Source organism: Chryseobacterium gregarium DSM 19109 (genome assembly GCF_000430845.1).
GTDB lineage: Bacteria > Bacteroidota > Bacteroidia > Flavobacteriales > Weeksellaceae > Chryseobacterium > Chryseobacterium gregarium.
Window position 1 is genome coordinate 100,836 of record NZ_AUMU01000013.1, and the last position, 15,223, is coordinate 116,058.

A 15,223-nucleotide genomic window follows, 5' to 3' on the forward strand; every position below is an offset into this window, starting at 1 on the left:
GATAGTATTCATTATAATGACTTCCATCATGTATGGACAAAAGAAAAATTACCAAATAAAAAAACAAATCAAAATGGACAATGCAACCATATTACACAAAGCCAACGAATTTGTAAAAAGGGGAGAATATGAAAGTTTTCTGGCTTATTGTACAGAAGATACCCAGTGGGTTTTTATAGGAGAGCGTACTCTTAAAGGAAAAGGGGAAGTACGGGAGTATATGAAAGAGTTCTATTGGGAACCGCCTTTTTTTACCGTCGAAACGACGATCGAAGACGGTAATTTTGTAACCGTGACAGGTGAAATAAGCTTGAAAACCAAAAATGGAATCCTTAACCATTATGAGTATTGTGATATCTGGCGGTTCGAAAATGGAAAGATTGCCGCTTTGAAAGCCTATGTTGTAGAAAAGAAGGTACCCACTGATCACTCTTTGCATCAAACCGGATTTAATTTGGAAGATGCTATTTATAAAAATGACTTACGTTTGGTTGAAGCGCTTTTAAAAAATGGTAACAATGCAGAGGTACCCAATTCTAAAAGACTTACGCCACTGATGATAGCTTCCGGTCTCGGACACCTTGAAATAGTTAAGCTTTTAACGGCCCATGGAGTGAATATCTTAGCCGTTGATCCTGACATGGGATCTACGGCTTTACATAAAGCGGCTCAATCAGGACATCCGAAAATTATCCAATGGTTATTGGAGAAAGGGGCTTTTATTGATTTTCAGAGCCCTGTCATTGGAAATTCACCGTTGATGGATGCGATACTTTATAAACAGGAAGCAGCTGTTAAAATATTGTTGGAACATAAGGCCAGAATTGAACTTCGGAATAATTTTAATGAATGTGCTCTGGATATTGCCCACCAAATTAATCATGCTTCAATGATCAGCATCATTAATAACCACAAGAATAATTTAGAAAAAGAAATCCAATCTCAAAAATTAGTCCGGGCCATTAAAGATCATGATATTAAGACGGTAAAAGATCTTATCGATAGAGGAGGAGCCCATATCAATGAGCGGATACCAAGGACGGGGAATTATAATGATGATTTTACGCCGCTCAGTATGGCAGCAAGTATGGGCCATGAGGAAATTGTTCTTTTATTACTCGGTGCCGGAGCCGATATCACAATGCTCAGCGGATTAATGGGAGCTACCGTATTGCACGAAGCGGCGTACGCGGGTCATGCAAAAGTAATTGATGTATTGATGCAGTATACAGAAGAAAAATCATTGGAAGGCTTAGATATAAATGCGCAGGGTCTGTATAATGGAATGACTGCCCTTCACGATGCAGTATGGCAAAATAAACCGGAAGCAGTAAAAATCTTAGTTGATAAGGGAGCCGATGTAAACTTAACTTCCCATTCCGGACTAAAGCCTTTGGAGCTTGCAGAACTTTTTAACTACAGCGGAATCATCCGTCTTTTAAAAGATGCTGAGAAAAATAACCATAGTGAAGTGCCTGATTCTGTATAGGAAATATTTTTTAAAGAACACTTTAATAAAACTCATGTTACCCACATACAATGACAAAAGCAGGGAACCGAAAAAAAAATGAATTTAAAATTAATATTCTATCTCCTGTTAAATTATTTTTTTTATACTGTAGCGGAGGCAGAGCTTATTTAGTGCTGGAAGTCAATACTGCCGTTTATTCGCAATAATTGAAAATATACAGTTGGTTTAAATACAATATGGTATCGCTTTTAATTATATAATTTATCTTTTCGCTGATTGATTTCAGGATAAGCCGGTGATATATTTATAGTGATTTATTAAAAAAATGAAGTTTTTAACAATAGGAAAATCATTTTTTATGCAGGTGAAAGATGATTTAATTTTTCAAAGCTTGAAATAAACACGACACGTGTTGTCGTTGTAGAGTTTGGTTTACCTACTTTAGCATACAACCTAAGAAAGAAAGTTAACTTTTTCTATGTCAATTGAGCCTAAATAAAAATCCGCCTCACCAATTTCCTGTGAGACGGATTTTTAATCTTGATAAAGCAGATCCGGAAAAGCGGTTAAAAATCTATTTTAAGTACTTTCCGATATACAATTTAAAACTTATAAACAAGTGCATTAATGTTCATCCCTGCACCTACAGAAGCAAACAATACGACATCATTCTTCTTGATGTTATGATGTTCCAGTTCATCCTTCAGGATCATGGTCAGTAAAGTAGGGATTGTGGCTACGCTGCTGTTTCCGAGCTTGCTGATGACCATAGGCATGATGTTTTCAGGCGTGGGAACATCATAAAGCTGGTAAAACCTGTCAACAATCGCTTCGTCCATCTTTTCATTGGCCTGGTGGATGATGATCTTACTCAGGTCATTGATCGAGTATCCGCTGCTGTCGAGGCATCTCTTCATTGCATCCGGCACATTAATCAGTGCGAATTCATATATTTTTCTCCCGTCCATCTTAATATATTTGGTGTCTGGGCAGCTTTCAGTATTATAGGATTTTGCAAAAAACAGGTAATCCTTTTCATTAAGGGTATGGGAAGCCGACAAATGGGACCTGATCCCGGAATCATCGTCAGGATTGGCCTCCAGGACTACGGCACCGGCACCATCAGCATAAATCATGCTGTCTCTGTCATGCGGGTCTACCACACGGGACAGGGTTTCTGCACCGATCACCAGGCATTTTTTGGCAATACCCGACCGGATGAAAGCATTGGCCTGGATCACGCCTTCAAGCCATCCCGGGCAGCCGAACAGTACATCATAAGCCACACAGAAATTATTCTTTATTTTCAGCATATGCTTCACTCTTGAGGCAAGGCTGGGAACCGCGTCCGACTGGATCGTACCGAAACGGACATCTCCGAAATTATGGGCGAAGATAATATAGTCCAGGGTTTCAGGATCCACTCCCGAATCTTCTATGGCAGCCCGGGCTGCTATAAGGCCGAGGTCTGAAGTTACCTGGGTATTGTCTGCATACCTTCTCTCCTCTATGCCGGTAATTTTCTGTAATTTGCTCGTAATAGTAGCGTTGTCATCTTTTAACACAACTCCCTGTTCATTTAGGAAAATATGGTTGTCAAAAAATAAACTGGTGATGGTTTCTGAGGGTATGTAATTTCCTACACCTGTGATTTTGCTTGTCATGTTCAAATAAGATCTAATCTTTTTCTGTAAAATAAAATAGCTGAATATGAGTTCAGCATGATGTCAGTAAATCTCCTTCATATAAAAAAACAAAAGCACATTAATGATATCGGTACGGCAGAATAAGCCATTCATGATATCATCAGATTCTGATTATATTTCACCAATTCGTACTGTTTCTGAAATTAAATAACAGATCCTTAAGAATGATAAAATATCAGAAATTTTTGTGTTTTCGCAATTCCCGATAAAGGTAATCATTAAAAATAAATAAATTCCATAAAAAGCCGGTATCATAAAAAAATTAACATAATTAACAAGGGAATGAATACAATAATAGAATCCGGATGTAATTTCAGAATAGATAGGAATACATTCTGTTGCAGAACCGATTAATAAACATCAACAAATATATATGACCAGTAATTACCTGAAAATATCATGTTATTGGAGTGGAGTTCGATAGAAACCGAAGAATGCCTTCCCCACAGAATTGATCCTGAAGCCAATTGATATTTTGTAAATATCAGCATCGATTAAATGCCTGTTTAAATTTAATATAGGAATTTTAAAAAACTTTTAAAGCTGTTTCCAAATCTTCTTCCGCTGATTTTTAGATTTTGGATATGAGTGAAAATTGTGTAATCACCATCATCTGCGGGAAATTAATTATGAAATAAATTTAACAGGCTCTGAGACATCACCAACTTAGCCTTTAAAAAATAAAAGACGTTTTGCAATCCGGTATAGGGTGCTTATGTACACTATATTAAATACAGAGGTCCTGCCTTCCGTCAGTATTAAAAATAAAAACCAATGGCAGTAAATGATATTTTCCCTCTGCCTGTATACAATGCAATTATCCACCGTTTTCATTGGTATCCGGACAAACGGTATCTGAACTTACAGCTCTTTTTCCAGAATCGCTATAATCCTGTCGATGACATCACGTTTTTTGGATTTCTTAGTGTATTCGGCTTTGGGTTCAGAAACAATAGGCTGTTGTTCTTTACTGAAGAGGGCATACAGATCGATATCCGGATGCGTTTCAATATACCATGACAGAAAATTAAGAGGCATCGCGTTCTTTCCTGAAAAATAAAGCTGGATGGATTGTGGTGTAACCCCGTAAGCGTCGGCTATATACTTCATGGTTTCTCCTCTTTCCCTACTGTACTCCCGTATCTTCTCGTAAATTTTCATTATGAATAAAGGTTTTTCTCTCGTTATTAAAAAAATAAAACAATAATTTATTGTAAAATATGCAACAATATGTTGTTTTTCAAATATATAATCGTATATTTGCTTTACTATTGTGTTAAGAAACACAGACACAAAATTACGAAAAAAGGTTTAACAAAATTATTCATTTATATGAGCAAATTGTCGACCCCAAAAAATCAGAAGGTGAACGATGAAAAATTTGATTTCATTGATCAGTGGTTACCGGCGCGTTACACAAGTTCAGTAAATTTGATCCTAAAAGAAGATAAGAAAGACCCTGCCTACATAAGGCAGGTAAAAAAAACAAGAACTGATGACAAGAAAACGATAGATGCGCTTTACAGAGTGGCACAGCTCAATAAGCTACAGGTAGAAGACTGAAATCCTATATTAAATACAAATTTTACAGACCAGGAATGACCGCACGGGCAAATCTGCCATCTGCCGATCAATGCAGTGCGGCCATCAGGCAACAGTACAGCTCAGTTTCTGAGTGTGGTTATTAGTTTTTAACCGGCCGGCACCTGGCCGGCCGGTTTTTCTGCAACACAATATGAATTATGGAAAAAAATGACATCATGATCACGGAATGCTTCAAATGTGGAGCCCGTTATGAAAACTATTTCAGAGCATCACCCTGCTGCAGGTCCATCATCCTGAAAGTGGATGAACAGGGAAACCGCACCACCATAACTTTTCTGAGCGCCCTTTCCCTGCCCGGATCAGACTTTGTTAAGCTGGAAAAGACGAAAGCCGAAGTTTCCTAAACCCCTGTAATCCGGATACTATTGGCTTTTCAGCTCATCGATCAGTAAGGTTCGCCAGTCAGCAGGATATTGGCGTTGAAGTGAGATGCCCAATGTACCGCTATATTGATTCAAGAGATAACATAGCTGTAATGACAGAAGGGTAGTGCTGGGATCATAGGCCATCAGAACTGGTTGAAATTTAATTATGAAATTAAGATCCGTTTCAATATATCGGTCTCAGTAAGTATTCCTGCGGATAGGAAAAGTATGCGTTGTTAACAAATCAACAGCAGCCTATATTCGCCGTCATTTTCATCCGGTGCCCGGTGGATACAGGGCAAAACCGTCTGGTTGGGATGGTCCACGGCCAATCTCCAGAGATGGCCCCGTCCTAAATTAAGCGGCTGTGCATCGGGCTTGGCCTGATAATGCAGGTCGAAATAATTTTCCTGCAGAAAGGTGTCGAAATCTGATTCCGGGCCGTTATGCAGCTCTTTAAGCTTTTCCCGTATTTCAGGAATCAGGATTTTCTGCGTTGCCTGTGCGTTAGGCAGGATATCACTGGCAGCACCATGGTAGGTGCATAAAAAAGTATCCGCTCCAACAGGCGAGCGGTCAACATGATAGGAATACACATCGGTGGAAATGAAACCCAACTCCTCATCCCGCTCATAGTTCTTGAGTAAATTGAGTGAAGGCGATGCTCCGGAATCCGCTAACAGCTCTAAATCATTCAATATAATTTCCCTCGCTATATTTCCTTGTTCCGATAACTCCAGTCCTGAAAGGTCTTCAACAGAAACTTCTGTGATGTTCTCTTTTAACCGGAGCTTACTCACAATTTCTTTGAAATCCCCGGCTAAGTTCCGTTCCCAGCACAGGGCATTCACCGTTTCCTGAAAACGGGTGCTGACAAGTTCGGAAAATGTAGAAACCGTTCCGGTTTGGGAGGTGGCAGAAAATCTATGGCTCATTTAGTAACGGATATTCGGGTCTGTTTATTATGTAACGCTATGCAAAAATAATGAACAAGCGGGAGATTTGCAGGGAGACCGGAATTTTTTTTCACAAAATACCATGAATGCATCCTGTGCCTCTTTTCTACCTTAATCAAAACGGCATATCTCTCCCGACTGCTGCAAAGTCTAAATTCCCTCATTTTTCTGCTTTTTTAAGATAGTATCGGGAAATATAACCTATTTTCTCCGGGTGTTCTTCGGGTCTTGTTCGGTAGTTCTTCGGAAAAATCCCCTGTTTTCCGAAGCCGATCCGTAGAAAACCCGAAGCAGACTCGAAGAAATGCAGGTTAATACCGGTCATAGGCTGCCAAAACCTGCCAAAACCGGACACAAGCTGCCAAAACCTGTGCAGGCTATTGAAAATTAAAAATCCTGTGATACCTTTGTTCCGTTAACCCAAAAAAACAATACCATGGCAAGAATCACAAAAGAAATCCTTTGGCGGTCTCAGGCAAAGCAGGAACGGTAGAGCAGGTACCTATTGGCAAGGCAGGATATCATCGGAAACAGTCCAGGTAACTGCGGTTTTCATACCATTTGAAGAATAGATTATAAGATACAAATACCTGACATACCTATTTTGCCGTTCATTTTCTAATCCATTTTGAAGTTCAGCTGATCTTCGGTTAAGGTAATGGGATCAGTCATTATCTGTCGCAGTTTTGCGTCGGTTGCCGCTCTGAAAGAATTGACGAATTGGTTAAGCCGGTCCTCATTTTCAGGAATAAAAGAGGCCGCATTATTTTTTGCATTGTCCTGGAATTTTTTAATGACCGGTTGCATTAATGAATTGTAATTTCTGCAGGCGAGCTTTAAGTTGTGAGGCGTTTTACCGATGAAATGTGCCAGTGCTTTCGCTCCATAGATTGATAAGGAAGCGCCCATACCTGATAAAGCGGTCGGACAATAGCCTGCATCACCCAATAAAACAAGATTTCCATTCACCAGGTCAGGCGAATTGACCATCCCCATTTTATCAACGAACATGATTCCTTTATCAGCAAAACGGATCAGCAGCTCCTGTACGTCGTGGCTGTATTGAGTGAAAGAATCCTGTAGCATGCTTTGGGCATTCTTTTTTACGGTCGTTAGGTCACCGGTATGATGGATATAGCATTGAATAGCGATTTCATTATGCGCGACCGGATATATGGAAAGCATTTTATTGACATCAATATAGATTTTGAAAGAACCGACTTCATACGGGTGCTCCAAATGTAATTTTCCACCCATATACAACGTATTGAAATCTTCCAACCGGGAATCTTTAAAATACCGTTCACGGCTTGAAGAACGCAGCCCTTCCGATATGATCACCAGGTCAGCCTCCATCTCTTTTCCATCTGACAATGTGGCGATGGCGGTATCTTCTTTTTGAACAATACCGGAGACCGTTGTATCGAAAATCAAGTTCACGTCATCTTTAATATCTTCATACAGGACATAGTGAAGTGCGCCTCGGGAAATCAGTAGCGAAGGATCGATATGTTCATTCATTTTTTCATAGCTTATGCACTGAATAATCTTATCGTTCTTTTCCATGAAACTTACCAATTTAGACGGAGAAGATGTTTCTCTGAGTTTTGCCGTAAGCCCCAGCTCATCCATAATCCAGACCCCAAAACTTTTAAGTGAAATAAGAAAGCCCGCCTTGGTAAAGGATGATACCCGGTCGGTCACTGTGACATCAAACCCTTGTCTGGAAAGACACTTTGCTGCTGTTAATCCTGCAATGCCGCCTCCTGATATAAGAATCTTTTTTTTCATTATAATTTTTTTTTAGGTTATGCTGCAAATTTATTTATACATTTAGGGATAAAATAGTTTCATAAATAGTAAAAATAGTCCATAAAGAAATGAGTGCATCAGAAAACAAGCAGCAAATGCTTCATCTGGCGGGCAAGCTGGGAATCCCTGTGTCTGAATTTGACAAAGAATTTCATTTTTTGCAGCTCAACGAAATCCATATCGTTGATATGCTTCCTGAAATGCTGGTCATGGTCCGGTCACTGGTAGCAGATAAAACCTTTTCTTACAAAAGAAAGCCAATTGATGCCGTTGAAAAAGGACTGATGTTTTCTTTTCAGAACATTATTAATCTACCTATGTCTGAGAAAACACAGGAAGAAAAGCCCTTACAGGCTCGTCCGCATGTCCGCATAACACCTCTTGACTTGGAAAGCGAAGTCTTATTTACAAAAGGGATCAACATTACCCAGATCACGATTTTGATCGAACTCAATTATCTCAAAAATTTCATTGGTAACAGCCAGAACAAGTTCGGCTATCTTTTTAATGATGAAAAAACATTTTTCATTGAGGAATTTATGTCGCCGGAAATGGCGGAGGTCGTCAATGAGATCGCAGATACGTCATCAGTGGCAATCCTTCCTGAAGCCTATTATAAGTTAAAGGTCTTACAGCTGCTCTATTTGCTTTTTAAAAATCTTTCGGAGAGGCAGGATATGACCCATCAGAGCCTGCGGGGTGATGAAATAGAAGCGGTGTACAGGGTACGTGACAGAATCGCTTTGTCTTTGGACCATCCGTTACAACAGAATGAACTGGTTGCTATTAGCGGAATGAATTCCCTCAAGCTCCGAAAGCTCTTTACACAGGTTTTCGGAAAAGGGATTTACGAGTATTACCAGCATTTGCGCATGCAGGAAGCAGCCCGACTGATACAACAGGAACACCTGTCTGTCTCAGAAGCCGGATATCAGTTAGGATTTTCAAATCTCAGTTATTTCGGAAGGCTGTTTGAAAAGCATTTCGGGCTGAAACCCAAAAAGTGGAGTGCGCAATATAGATTAAATAAAACTTAGGATCTGTGATAGTATACATAGCGGCCATCTAATTTTTGTGACATCCGATTCCCGTTAAAGGGTCGTTTTTAAAATTTGTTTTTTATCAATGTTTTGGGGCTTTGCGATGGGTGTGTAATCGAAGTATAAATATTCAATTTCGTATGAAAGTTCACTATGGAGAAACTCCTGTTGAATTTGGTATTAAATCCGCCATTTTGCCAAACTGCTGTTGTATGCTGGCTTTCTGTCTATTTCTGTAATATCAGGTCTTTTAAATTAATACGGCCGCAATTGATTTCTTTATCACCTGATTTACTATGGCTTTTTGAGCCATCAGCTTTTATTCTGTAGAAAAGATTTTGTACATTTAAACTCAGTTCTGTTCTCATCGTTCCGTGTGCCCCTTCCGTTAAGCAAAGTATAACCGTATAAAAGCCATTTGATTCTTTTGGCTTGATTGTCCTGTGTAAAGATGCCGGTTTGTGAATGTTGTTATCTAAATAAGATTCTACATTCGTCAGACCGTAAAGAAATAACGGAAATTTCTCAAAAGTCATCGTCTCATCAGGAACTAAAACTTCGTAATATTTACCGGGTAAAGACGGAATTTCATACGACTTTAAAGGAAAATCTATTGTTAATTCGAGTGGATGATCTGTTTCATTTATGATTTGTGTCCAAAAAACAGCATAATTATAATGATCGCCATTTTTGTCCGTATATTTTAATCCGCCTCTTGGAAAACCATTCTTTATTATAACGTTCTTACCATCACGGTCAACATATTTATATCCGGTGTAGAGGTCTTTGTCATTAAATGTATTTTTATTGTGGATCTTTTTGATCGGATCTAAAGCTTTGGTTTCGATAATATCACTTTTTGAATGGTCAGATTGTTTACAGGAAAAAAGTCCCGCTGTTGCTATAATAAACGTTAATATAATTTTTTTCATCTTCAGTATTTTTCCTACGGTTGAAAGCTGAGCTTTCGTACAGCATGCAAATTTATATATGGTGTTAATATAAACCGGCTTAAACTTTTTTGAGAAAAAGAGTTCCGTGAAAATCAGCATTTATAGGCTAACGATGATAGAAAAACGAATTGTAATCTTCAATTTTGCATTCAGGTTTATTGGGATACAGCCGTTGATGTTTACAGTTTCACCATACTTTTGTAACCTCTTTAGCCGTAATTTATTTTATTTTTACGAAAGTGATTATATTTTCATTTTTGGAATGGTCTGAAAAACCAATTTTTATAGTATCAAGTTTATTCCGCACCGCATAATTCCCATAATCAATGGACAGATTGCTGCTTTCAATTCCTCCGTTTTCAGAATAAAAATTAATATAGTCGTAAAAATCATCTTTAAAATCATATTCAAATTCTTTTCCTGTTTTAGAATTTTTCAATTTAAATATAAAATTAAAGACATTTTTATTAAAGGTTTTGTCCCTTTTTGAATTGAATTTTGTTGAAGTGAATGCTTCATCAATGATGTATTCAGTATTATTTACCAGTACGGTCTTTTTATCTGGTTTGTAGATGTCAAATAAAAGCCGGCCGGCTTTAGCTTCAGCAATAGTCTGTGGTAAAAAGGAAGTATCTGACCCAGCACAAGATATTAAGACTGATAAAGACGAAATATAAAAAAGTATGTATTTAATTTTCATATCGTTTTTTGGGAATTATTCTTTACCGTTTGAATTTTTTGACGGTCAGGGAACGTATGGTCTTTAGTATTTAACAGTCATTTTGAAGACCTTTATCTTCTCACCATTTTCAGATGTTACTTCTAACAGATAGTTCCCGATGACCAGCTTGCCCTGTAAGTTAAAGTGATTGGTTTTCTTCTTTTCAAAGGGAGCCTGATACACTAATTTTCCGGACATATCAAACACGGAAAGGACTGTCTTCTGCTTTTCCAGAACGCTTCCTGAAACAGCAAAATTGCCGTTATTAGGGTTATCGTACAATTGGAGATCTCTGTTTTTAATGGCATCATCAGAGGCCGATAATTCACGTTTCGAACTGAATTTGGCAATAAAGCCGAAAGGTAATGACGGATAAGGATTAGTCATATTCGGGTAGGCAGCGCCATTGGTGCCTATTCCGGTAGGTGATCCCGTAACTCCCCACAAAATAAGGGCGCCGTTGCTTAAGAATCTTGCATTGATGTATTCTCCAAGATTACTACTTCCGGCCCCGCCATAATAGGAAGCCCATTGCCTGTTTCCGTTACCATCAAATTCTGCGAAATACATATTGGTAAGCGCCGGGGAAATATTGGGAACTGTAGTGAGAAAAGCCCCGGGAGTTGAGATATTACTGCCAGCGCCATAATGAGTTCCTGTAATGACAATTCTATTGTCTAGTATGGTTAAGTTGTCAGTTCCGTTAATCAAATCATACCCGTTACTGCCAAAGTAGGTACTCCAGACACGGTTTCCGGTTAAATCAAACTTGCTTAAAAATAAATCTCCGTTGGCTACCTGCCCTTTAAATGCACCCGGAGTGGCAAAATAGGTAGGGTAATCATCATCTTCATTTTGTCCGCTGACATAGATGCCTGTAGCATTGACTTCAATAGCACTGATGCCTGAACCGGTATACCACATTGGGTTAAGCGGGGTCCCGTAAAACGTTCCCCAGACTTTTTTACCGGTATTCGCATTCCATTTCATGATCATATTCTGCGCCGGTGAATCAGGCTGAAATGTACCCGGATTGGTAAAGTTCCCCTGCATAAAAGAAGCATACTGAGCAGCAAGATACAATTCGCCATTGTAAAATTTAAAGTCAAGGATTCCCGGGGTTGAAAACGTGCCCCATAATTTTTGTCCTGAGGAATTTAATTTAACAACATAGGAATTATTCTGCAAAATTCCCGAGATGAGGTAGGGCTCGAAATTTTCCTGAAAAACACCAGGTGTCCCCAATCCCGGAATATCATATTGTGTTTGACCCAGCAGATAAATATTCTGATTTGAGTCAAATCTCATACTTAGCGCTTCATTATTACTATTATTGGGAAGATAAGTAACCCAGATCACATTATTATTTGAATCCCGTTTTGTAAGAATCCGGGTCAGATTACCAACTGTATCCGTGTTTTGTGTAAGCCATACGCCGGGAGTCGCTAAATTTGAAACCTGTGCCGGTATATTTTTCAAAGTATAGACATTATCGAGTGCATCAATTCCCACGACACGCTCAAAATTATTTATAAGCCCATTATAGTCTCCCCTAAGCATCTGACCGGCAGATGAAAACTTGGCCGAATAATAATTTGACGGTCCTGTAAGCACTACCGGATTGCCTCCGCCTGAAACAAACTGATTATAGTATGATGCGCTGTAACCGCTTTCAAATGTTGTCTGGCCTATGACATGGATATTGTTTTGAGAGTCTTTAAATAAAGAGGTTCCGATTAAAGAAAAATCTCCCAGGTAGGTGCCGGAGCCTCCTACATAAGTTCCCCAGTCTCTTTCATAAGGAAAAGTGGACTGTGCCTGATGATAGCTGCCAAAACAGATCGCCGATAATAATATTAAGAGTTTTAATTTCATGGTATGATTAATTTTTTCAAATATACTTAAAAATTTTACGGCCTGAAAACTTGAATCAACCCCGCAAACTGACATATATTATATCCCAGTATTGGTTGTTGTTGTTGTTGTTGTTGTTGTTGTTGTTGTTGTTGTTGTTGTTGTTGTTGTTGTTGTTGTTGTTGTTGTTGTTGGGGAATTTAACTATGATTCGACAAAAGATCATTCTGGAATTTAATTGTCCACTTTATGTTACAGGGTTATTTTCCGCATAAATTCAGGAATCTATCGTATCATTTTTTAACTTTATTGATTTCAGTAATGTTAAAATCTAAAGATTGGATAAGCTATATTCAACCCTTTAATTTTATTGATTTATAAATTTTACAGTGAAACTTTCTTATTCAAGGGATATTTTCAGAAAATGGATTACAGGTTCCTTTGATGAAATTTTAGCTGATAATCTTTTACTTCAGATAGGAAAAAATAAATATTTTAACCATGAATTAATAAAAGACTGGAAAAAATTATATCATTTGTTTCTTCACTTTTTTATTTTATAAATCATACCTTCTTAAGCACAAATAAGATGATGAATTTACATTTCTATGCTGCCAATTATATTTGTATCTTTTATTGAGATTCAGCTTTTATTAATGTTTTGAGGCTTTGCAATGGAGAAGCAGTCGAAGTATGGATCTTTAATTTTTCACAAAATTCAATAAAGGAACTACCGTTAAATTTAGTATTGAACCTGACATTTTTTCAAGTTGATGTTATATGCCCTCTTTGTGTTTATTTCTGTAATATCAGGTTTTTAAATTAATATTCCGCAATTGATTCGTTTATGGCTTGACTTACTATTGCTTCTTGAACCGTCAACTTTTATTTCATGAAAAGATTCTGTCTTTTTAACTAAGCTCTGTTTTCATCGTTCCGTGTGTTCCTTCAGTTAAACAAAGAATTATTGTATAAAAGCCATTAAATTCTTTAGATTTGAAATGTTGATTTATGAATGTTGTTAGGTTAAACTGTAAATATAACTTGGAGAGATCTACATTATTTGGCTTTTACTGTTTTATCTCAGGAAAATAAAATTTTAAACAAGTTTTTTATTTAACAATTAATTTTTCAGTATAATTTCCCCCATTTCCGGTATAGGTTTTTACAAAATATACTCCTTTGACCAGATTCTCAATATTGATTTCCTGAGTATTTCCTTTTTTCAAAATCAAACTTCCTTTAGCATCATAAACTTCAACTTTCTGAGCGGTATCACTCAAATAAACCACAGAGGTTGCCGGGTTAGGGTAAATTGATTTTTTCCTGTCCTTAAAATTTTCAGAAGTGCCCAGCTGGAACGGAGTGGTACTGATTTTAAAAAGCCCTTTCTGTGTTGCTGTTTCAGCATGAATATACAAATGGTTGTTATACGCGATCATAGGAGCCCCATATTGATTGATTTCGGTGAATGTATTATCCGGCAGAATAGGGATTGTATTGGCAGATGTTCCATCCGAAGTATAAATATTCAAGTCCCAGTTACCCGGATTGTTATTGTTCACTTTCACAGAATAGATAGTATTGTTGAATACAATAGGAGACCAGCGGCTTATTCCTTCAGGTCCCGGGTTGATATCTTTCAGCAGGCTTGTTCCAGCAACGGTTCCGTCTGTTTTCCATACTTCGCCTCCATAAGCTGAAGTATATACAATATCATATGCTGCATTATTATATACTAACGGAGATGAAGAAATAAAGGGAATACTGGTTAAGGTCGGTGCATTGGTTCCGTTTGATACATGCAGGCCATTGGTATTGGCCATATAGATATTCCCGTTCAGTACAAAAGGTAATCTTACCTGAGAATTGTAAGTGGTAAGGGCATCAAACAGAAAACCTGCATTGGCAGTATTTGAGGTCAGGTTTACAGAAGCGAATTTAAAAGTATTATTGGCTACCAGAAGATAAACCAGGTTATCATTGATTTTTGTAACGTTATGGATGAATATGCTTACATTAATCGGTGTGTAAGGGGCTGTATATAAATTCGTACTCACAGCAGGATCGGTAAGCTTTTCAATCCTTCTGTAATTGGCTAAGAAATATAACTCGTTATTGTATTCATAAAAACCTCCCATATCATAAACGTCAATGGTATTGCCTGCTCCGATTTTGAACTCGCTGACTACTCCTGTTGTTAAATTCTTCACATACGTTTTTGATGAATTGTAATTATAGAACAGATAATTTTTGAATATATAAAAATTCTCACAATAAGGAGCTTCGGCAGTAGTAATATTGGTGGTAAGATCAAGCTTAAACAAAGAGCTACCGCAATTGAAATAAATAAAGTTCTGGTAAAACATCAGATTACGCGGTCTTGCGAAAAAATAGCTAGAAGATGCCATTGCTGAAGACGTAAATACAAACACCTCATTATTATCAAGATTTACCCTTGTCAGCTGGTACCTTTGGATACCGTTGATTACCTTTGTGGTATAACAGTATAGAAAATTATCTTTCTTCAAAATAGGAATCATAGCCTGGTCTGTTCCGTCAAGTCCGGAGTCTGCAGGTGAAGGTATCCAAGTTATGGATTGAGCAAAAATATTCAGTGAAAAAATAATCAATAAAAGGAATAATTTTTTCTTCATTTTTTTTAGTTTTATCGTTATATTATATAGAATCAGCTAATTTATACATTTTCACGAAAAAACAAACCCGAATAGGTATTTCA

13 protein-coding genes are annotated in these 15,223 nt (G+C 37.7%); 5 read left to right on the top strand and 8 right to left on the bottom strand.

The window, feature by feature from the left end; genetic code table 11:
* Nucleotides 1-73 precede the first annotated feature (73 nt).
* On the top strand, nt 74-1,489 hold the full coding sequence (locus H561_RS23680) for an ankyrin repeat domain-containing protein (protein ID WP_155845804.1): 1,416 nt from the start codon (nt 74-76) through the stop codon (nt 1,487-1,489).
* A gap of 584 nt (nt 1,490-2,073) precedes the next feature.
* Here the strand turns inward: H561_RS23680 and H561_RS0115175 are convergent.
* On the bottom strand, nt 2,074-3,135 hold the full coding sequence (locus tag H561_RS0115175) for a 3-oxoacyl-ACP synthase III family protein (RefSeq protein WP_027387790.1): 1,062 nt from the start codon (nt 3,133-3,135) through the stop codon (nt 2,074-2,076).
* 903 nt (nt 3,136-4,038) lie between these two features.
* Complete coding sequence (locus H561_RS0115180; RefSeq protein ID WP_027387791.1) at nt 4,039-4,338, bottom strand: helix-turn-helix domain-containing protein; 300 nt, start codon at nt 4,336-4,338, stop codon at nt 4,039-4,041.
* A 171-nt stretch (nt 4,339-4,509) separates the two neighbouring features.
* Between H561_RS0115180 and H561_RS0115185 the strand changes: the two genes are divergently transcribed.
* Entirely contained in the window at nt 4,510-4,740 is a 231-nt protein-coding gene (locus H561_RS0115185) for a hypothetical protein (protein ID WP_155845805.1), read from the top strand.
* A gap of 179 nt (nt 4,741-4,919) precedes the next feature.
* Nucleotides 4,920-5,126, top strand: a complete 207-nt coding sequence (locus H561_RS0115190; RefSeq protein ID WP_027387793.1) for a hypothetical protein — start codon at nt 4,920-4,922, stop codon at nt 5,124-5,126.
* A gap of 257 nt (nt 5,127-5,383) precedes the next feature.
* Here H561_RS0115190 and H561_RS0115195 read toward each other — a convergent pair whose 3' ends face one another.
* On the bottom strand, nt 5,384-6,082 hold the full coding sequence (locus H561_RS0115195; RefSeq protein WP_027387794.1) for a DUF1826 domain-containing protein: 699 nt from the start codon (nt 6,080-6,082) through the stop codon (nt 5,384-5,386).
* A gap of 639 nt (nt 6,083-6,721) precedes the next feature.
* Nucleotides 6,722-7,894: an FAD-dependent monooxygenase gene (locus H561_RS0115205; RefSeq protein ID WP_027387795.1), complete on the bottom strand. Its 1,173-nt coding sequence runs from the start codon at nt 7,892-7,894 to the stop codon at nt 6,722-6,724.
* 89 nt (nt 7,895-7,983) lie between these two features.
* Between H561_RS0115205 and H561_RS23385 the strand changes: the two genes are divergently transcribed.
* Nucleotides 7,984-8,952 (top strand): helix-turn-helix domain-containing protein, encoded by a 969-nt coding sequence (locus H561_RS23385; protein ID WP_051349402.1) that lies wholly within the window; start codon nt 7,984-7,986, stop codon nt 8,950-8,952.
* 230 nt (nt 8,953-9,182) lie between these two features.
* Here the strand turns inward: H561_RS23385 and H561_RS0115215 are convergent, their stop codons facing one another.
* From H561_RS0115215 to H561_RS0115225, 3 genes are all read right to left on the bottom strand, one after another.
* Entirely contained in the window at nt 9,183-9,887 is a 705-nt protein-coding gene (locus H561_RS0115215; RefSeq protein WP_155845807.1) for a hypothetical protein, read from the bottom strand.
* A gap of 241 nt (nt 9,888-10,128) precedes the next feature.
* Nucleotides 10,129-10,608 (bottom strand): hypothetical protein, encoded by a 480-nt coding sequence (locus tag H561_RS0115220; RefSeq protein WP_027387797.1) that lies wholly within the window; start codon nt 10,606-10,608, stop codon nt 10,129-10,131.
* 63 nt (nt 10,609-10,671) lie between these two features.
* Nucleotides 10,672-12,504 (bottom strand): T9SS type A sorting domain-containing protein, encoded by a 1,833-nt coding sequence (locus tag H561_RS0115225; protein WP_027387798.1) that lies wholly within the window; start codon nt 12,502-12,504, stop codon nt 10,672-10,674.
* Between the two features lie 91 nt (nt 12,505-12,595).
* Between H561_RS0115225 and H561_RS24395 the strand changes: the two genes are divergently transcribed.
* Nucleotides 12,596-12,721 (top strand): hypothetical protein, encoded by a 126-nt coding sequence (locus H561_RS24395; RefSeq protein ID WP_262486245.1) that lies wholly within the window; start codon nt 12,596-12,598, stop codon nt 12,719-12,721.
* A gap of 874 nt (nt 12,722-13,595) precedes the next feature.
* Here the strand turns inward: H561_RS24395 and H561_RS0115235 are convergent.
* On the bottom strand, nt 13,596-15,140 hold the full coding sequence (locus H561_RS0115235) for a T9SS type A sorting domain-containing protein (protein WP_027387799.1): 1,545 nt from the start codon (nt 15,138-15,140) through the stop codon (nt 13,596-13,598).
* Nucleotides 15,141-15,223: the final 83 nt, after the last annotated feature.